Genomic DNA, 5,296 nt, shown 5'->3' on the forward strand with positions numbered 1-5,296 from the left:
GCCCGGTCCCATTCCGAACCCGGAAGCTAAGCCTGCCAGCGCCGATGGTACTGCACTCGACAGGGTGTGGGAGAGTAGGACACCGCCGGAACATATTTCCCTTCAGGGGCCCATGAATCGTGGGCCCCTGAAGGCGTTTTCAGCCCGGATAAGATTGGCGTTCTCGGTGTCTCCGGAACCGTCTTCCGCTGCACGGAAATCCAGATCACGTAATTTCAGCCCGGATCGCATGCGGGCACCTTCGTCGGCGCGTCCGCCCGCAGTGCGCCGGAGCTACGTGTCGGCGGCTGCCAGGGCAGGCTGACGAAAGCCTTCTTTGTCGGCCGTGCTTTTCTCGGGCGGCACGCACGTGTAAGTCCGAATATGTTCCAGTGGCGCACCCCATCTTTCGGATTCGGTGGGGCGGCCCGCGGAAATGGAGACTGTGCCGAATGGCTACGGCAGCTTCCGGGCCTTGCGCTTCCACTCTTCGATCAGCGCGCGATTGCGGGTGTCGAATTCGCGGCGGTCCTCCTCCGGCCACGTACTCGTATCCATGTCCAGGCCCCGGGACGTCACGAACAACATGAACTCGTCGGCCATTGCCTTGCTGCGGGCACGCATGAATTCCGCTTCTTCCGGTGTCACGTTCACAGAACCCTCACTCCGTGCCATGCTGTGTCCTTCATCAACCTCTCGCCCAGTGCGCCGTCGTGTCCCAGGCTCGCGAGCTCGTTCGGGGTGGGGTAGTCGACGACCCGCTTGCGCTCGAATCTGCTCAACATATCGTCCAGTTCAATGCGTTCGGCGTCCGAGCAATCGTTGTATATCGTACGGATCTTGGTGGTGATCGAGGAGACCGAAGACTCGAGTTTCTCCGGAGTCAGGTCGAACTCGTACCCCGCGCGCGCCCAGACGTAACCTCCGTCATCGGTCGCGAATACTTTGATCCGATCGACACCGCACCTGCGATAGTAGCTCTCCATCGCGGAGTTGAACGAGGTCGCGAAGCCCTTCCCGGTGGCGTCTTTGCCGAAGAGGTCCATCATGACGTTCTCGACGACGATCTTTCCCTGCTCGTCGTAGTAGATCTTCCGTTGGAGCATGCCGATCATGCCTTCGCCCGGTGCGCGAACCGAGGCGTGGTAGTCGAATCCCGGGCGGTCGCGCAAATAGCCGGCTTGTGCGACATGTACGTCGAACAACCCGTAGCGCTGGTTGAATCCGGAGAGTATCGCTTTCAACCTCCCCTCGTCGGCGGGTCCGCCGCGCATGAAGGTTCGGAGCGAGGGCATGGCCGAGAGATCGGGGATGTGGAGCTTCCTGCGGGATGCCGGAATCGCCGGGGAGCCGGGGATAGTGTTTCCCACCGACTTGTCGACCTGTGCGGCGCCGTGTGCTTCCCGGGCGGAGACGTCATCGAGAAGATTGCGGATACGCCCGGTGTTACCGCTGGTGATGGCCTTGTTGTTCTCGGCGAACTCGACAACGCTGCGAACGACCCGCCCCGATCCGTCGCGGATCAACCGAGAAATCCAGACCACGACTGTACCTCCGCGTCACCTTCCATCCGTGGGTCGAGACGAAGCTCCCCCTATACGATTCTGCACGAGGTCGTACAAGGGAAGCGGTTCGCATAGTGGAACATGACCACTCGACTACCTGATGTGCAGTCCGTGGCGGGTCGGTGCGGGCGGTATCTCGTCGGGTTTCCGAATCGCCCTCCACGCGGTGGTGAATTCGACGGCACCCGCAGAGCCTTACGGTGGCGGCGTAGTCGGCACCATGGTCGGCCTCGTGCGAGGCGTTGGTTCGGTGCGGTTCATCCTGTTGTGGTCGGGTCCGGCTGGTCGCCGTGGAGCGTACCGCCGGTCTGTCGGAGTCGGGTGGTGAGCAGCGCCTAGACTCTGCCGGATGCGACTCGTGATTGCTCGTTGCCAGGTCGACTACGTGGGACGGTTGACCGCTCATCTTCCGATGGCTCGCCGGCTGCTGATGATCAAGGCGGACGGGTCGGTACTGGTGCATTCCGACGGGGGTTCCTACAAACCGTTGAACTGGATGAGCCCGCCCTGCTGGCTGGAGGAGCGAGAGCCGGACGCGGCCGCCGAACAGCTGAAGGCGCTGTGGGTGGTGAGCAACAAGGCGGGGGAGGAGCTGCGGATCAGCATCGAGGAGATCGAGCACGATTCCAGTCACGAGCTGGGTGTGGATCCCGGTCTGGTCAAGGACGGGGTGGAAGCGCATCTCCAGGAGTTGCTCGCCGAGCATGTGGAGACGCTCGGCGCCGGGTACAGCCTGGTACGCCGGGAGTACATGACGGCTATCGGGCCGGTGGATCTGCTGTGCCGGGACGCGGACGGTCGTACGGTGGCGGTGGAGATCAAACGACGCGGCGAGATCGACGGGGTGGAACAGCTGACCCGGTACCTGGAGTTGCTGAACCGGGACCCGTTGCTGACGCCGGTCGCCGGCGTCTTCGCGGCCCAGCAGATCAAGCCTCAGGCGCGAACGCTGGCGGAGGATCGCGGGATACGCTGCCTCACCCTGGATTACAACGCGCTACGTGGGACCGAGAGCAACGAATTCCGTCTCTTCTAGACTCGAGGCCATGCCACGACGAAATCCGCGCAGCGCGCGCTCCGGGGCAGAGCCGTCGCGGACCGGGAGTGGGCTCGGCGATGTCTATCGGCGGACCGAATCGGGGCCCGACGGAGACGAGTACGTCGTCCGTACCGTTCCGGGGGCGCGCGCGGTGAAGCGCTATCGCTGCCCGGGCTGTGATCACGAGATAATGCCGGGGGTCGCGCATGTGGTCGCATGGCCGGTCGGTAGCGGTGAAACGGATCGCAGACATTGGCACAGCGGCTGCTGGAACGGCCGGCGGACCCGTGGGATCACCCGGCGCTGGTCCTGAACTGTGCGCCGGGCGTCGGTGTGGTGCGTATGTGCCGTCGATATCGGGTTCAGCGAGAACCGGCCGCTCAGCTGACCCGGCATGACGAACGGGCCGGGTCCCCGGGCGGCATCAGTGCGGTTCCGGCCGATCATCGCTCGGGCCGCAGTTCACGGGCCCCGTTGTGTGGGCGGATTCGCGGCCGCGATCTCGCGGGAAATTCCCCTGGTGCCGTCACCGAGCGATGCCCTCATGGGCGTGGCCGCCCCGACGAAGATATGAGGAAGGCCGCCCCGGTGGGGCGGCCTTCGGATTTGATTTACGGTTGTCGCCGTGTACGTCCCGACAGCAGCTCAGCGGCTGATATCGGCGTTCTCGCGCTCGTCCTCGACGATATCGTCGGACTCGTCTTCGGAGCTCACCTCGGGGATGGCCTTCTGACGCGGGCCGTTCACAGACTTGTTGTTCTGGCCGCTGCCGATGGACTTACGCGGCTGCTCGGGCACACCGTCGAGCAGTTCGCTCTCCCGGTTGACGGCGGCGAGCATGGCAGGCACCGAATCGAGCTGGCCGCGGATACCGAGCAGCTGGGCCAGGACCCGGCCGCGCAGTACACGCATCTCCTCGGCCAGTTCCTTCGCGTGCGCGATCTTGCGCTCGGAGGTCTGGGTGGCGGAGGTGATGAGACGGTTGGCCTCGTCGGTCGCGTCCTTGATCCGCTGAGCGGCTTCGGCGCGGCTGGTGGCCTCCAGCTCTTCCATGGCGCGGGTCAGCTTGGTGCGACGCTCGGCCATGGTGACCTCGAAGTCCTGCTGCGTGGCCTTGCGCTTGGCCTCGGACTCCTTGGCGAGACGCTCGGCGTCGGCCTGGGAGGCTTCGATGATCTTCGCGGATTCGGTACGAGCGTTGGCCAGCGTCTGCTCGTATTCGATTTCCAGCGCTTCGCGCTTTTCTTTGGTTTCGGCGAGCAGGGATTCGTATTTACCGCGCATTTCGGTGGCCTGCTGTTCCGCGATGGAAACCATCTCGGCGGCTTCGGCCTGGGCGAGAGCGCGAACCTCGGACGCCTCGTCCGAGGCCAATCGCAACATGCGGGAGATGCGGTCGCTCATCCCCTCCGCGGTGGTCGGCGGTACGGACAGCCGGTCGACTTCCTTACGGAGCTCGTCGATTTCGTCGCGGGCGTCTTCCAGCTGACTGGCGAGGTTCCGGGCCTGGGCGGCGGCGGCGTCGCGGTCGGTGGCGGTAACCCGCAACTCGGCATCGAAGCGGTCGAAATAGTTACGCACCTCGTCTTGCGCATAACCCTTGCGCACAACGGTGAAGGGCAGCGCAACGAAGCGATTGCGATCGGACTCGGGTGACGACATGGGCAACAAACTACAGCCTGAGACCTACGCATGGTGAGCCGACCGGGAATGTTATCGGAGCGTCTCCTTACAGCCCGATCTTGATACTAGTGCGTAACATTCGGATCCGGTTCCAGTAACTCGACCAGCACACCGCCAGCATCCTTCGGATGGACGAAATTGATACGGGAGTCGGCGGTTCCGCGTCGCGGCGCCTCGTAGAGCAGGCGCATGCCGCGATCGCGAAGATATGCGGAAACAGCCTCGATGTCGGTTACCCGGAAGGCCAGCTGCTGCAGACCCGGGCCGCTGCGGTCGATGAACTTCGCGATAGTGGAGGTCTCGTCGAGCGGTGCCAGCAACTGCAGAGCAGTCGAATCGTCCTCGGCGGCGGGCGCGGACAGCATTGCTTCCTGAACGCCCTGCTCCTCGTTGACCTCGCGGTGGGTTTCGACGAGACCGAGGTTTTCGGCGTACCAGGCGACGGCGACGTCGAGATCCGGGACGGCGATACCGACGTGGTCGACCGCGACGATGTAATCGGCGGGAATGAATTCTGATGACGGGGTAGCGGTGCTCACCCTTCGAAAGTAGCGCGTTCCCTCGTGCCGCAGTCGCTTACCCACCCGGATCGGGCCCAACATAGGGCGGCCGCCCTCAAATACCGCCGGGTGATCTGCGCATCCCTGCGCTCCGATCCGGGGAAGCCGCAGGCTACCGTGGAGTAGTCTGCGCCACGCCTCGCTTTCGGGCGGCGCGTGCAACGCGAGGTCGCCGGTGAGCGTCCCGGTCGAGCCATAGAGCTCCATCGCGGGCGTCGCCGGGCCGTCCCTGTGTGGTCGGGCCCGGATGCGGAGCGACCGAGCGTGTGGAGTTGCTACCCGGAGGAGGGAGACCGTTGAGCATTCGCTGCGTCGCCGGTCCACCCGCCGTTTCCGGGACGCGCCTTCCTGCATACCGCCCGTCGTACTCCGGATGGTCCACCTCAGTGGGCGGGGCCCGCCCCGGTTCTGGAGCGACAGAGCGAAGGAGCGCAGCGACTGAGCGGCGGAGTGAAGAACCGGGGTTGATA

6 protein-coding genes and 1 rRNA gene are annotated in these 5,296 nt (G+C 64.5%); 3 read left to right on the forward strand and 4 right to left on the reverse strand.

Going from position 1 to position 5,296, the window contains the following annotated elements:
• A 5S ribosomal RNA gene (gene rrf, locus ACWEWT_RS38370) occupies positions 1-91 on the forward strand; the annotation flags it as partial.
• 344 nt (positions 92-435) lie between these two features.
• Here the strand turns inward: rrf and ACWEWT_RS38375 are convergent.
• On the reverse strand, positions 436-633 hold the full coding sequence (locus ACWEWT_RS38375; protein WP_452565856.1) for a hypothetical protein: 198 nt from the start codon (positions 631-633) through the stop codon (positions 436-438).
• Complete coding sequence (locus ACWEWT_RS38380) at positions 630-1,523, reverse strand: hypothetical protein (protein ID WP_452565858.1); 894 nt, start codon at positions 1,521-1,523, stop codon at positions 630-632. The genes ACWEWT_RS38375 and ACWEWT_RS38380 overlap by 4 nt, the downstream gene beginning before the upstream one ends.
• Before the next feature lie 370 nt (positions 1,524-1,893).
• Between ACWEWT_RS38380 and nucS the strand changes: the two genes are divergently transcribed.
• On the forward strand, positions 1,894-2,580 hold the full coding sequence (nucS, locus tag ACWEWT_RS38385) for an endonuclease NucS (protein WP_452565860.1): 687 nt from the start codon (positions 1,894-1,896) through the stop codon (positions 2,578-2,580).
• A 10-nt stretch (positions 2,581-2,590) separates the two neighbouring features.
• Positions 2,591-2,896, forward strand: coding sequence for an ATP/GTP-binding protein (locus ACWEWT_RS38390; RefSeq protein WP_452565862.1), 306 nt, complete (start codon positions 2,591-2,593; stop codon positions 2,894-2,896).
• Positions 2,897-3,228: 332 nt separating this feature from the next.
• Here ACWEWT_RS38390 and ACWEWT_RS38395 read toward each other — a convergent pair whose 3' ends face one another.
• Together ACWEWT_RS38395 and mce are read right to left on the reverse strand one after the other, a co-directional pair.
• Entirely contained in the window at positions 3,229-4,245 is a 1,017-nt protein-coding gene (locus ACWEWT_RS38395; RefSeq protein WP_449905823.1) for a hypothetical protein, read from the reverse strand.
• An 86-nt stretch (positions 4,246-4,331) separates the two neighbouring features.
• Positions 4,332-4,805, reverse strand: coding sequence for a methylmalonyl-CoA epimerase (gene mce, locus ACWEWT_RS38400; RefSeq protein ID WP_452565865.1), 474 nt, complete (start codon positions 4,803-4,805; stop codon positions 4,332-4,334).
• Positions 4,806-5,296: the final 491 nt, after the last annotated feature.

The organism is Nocardia sp. NPDC003963, from assembly GCF_053605105.1.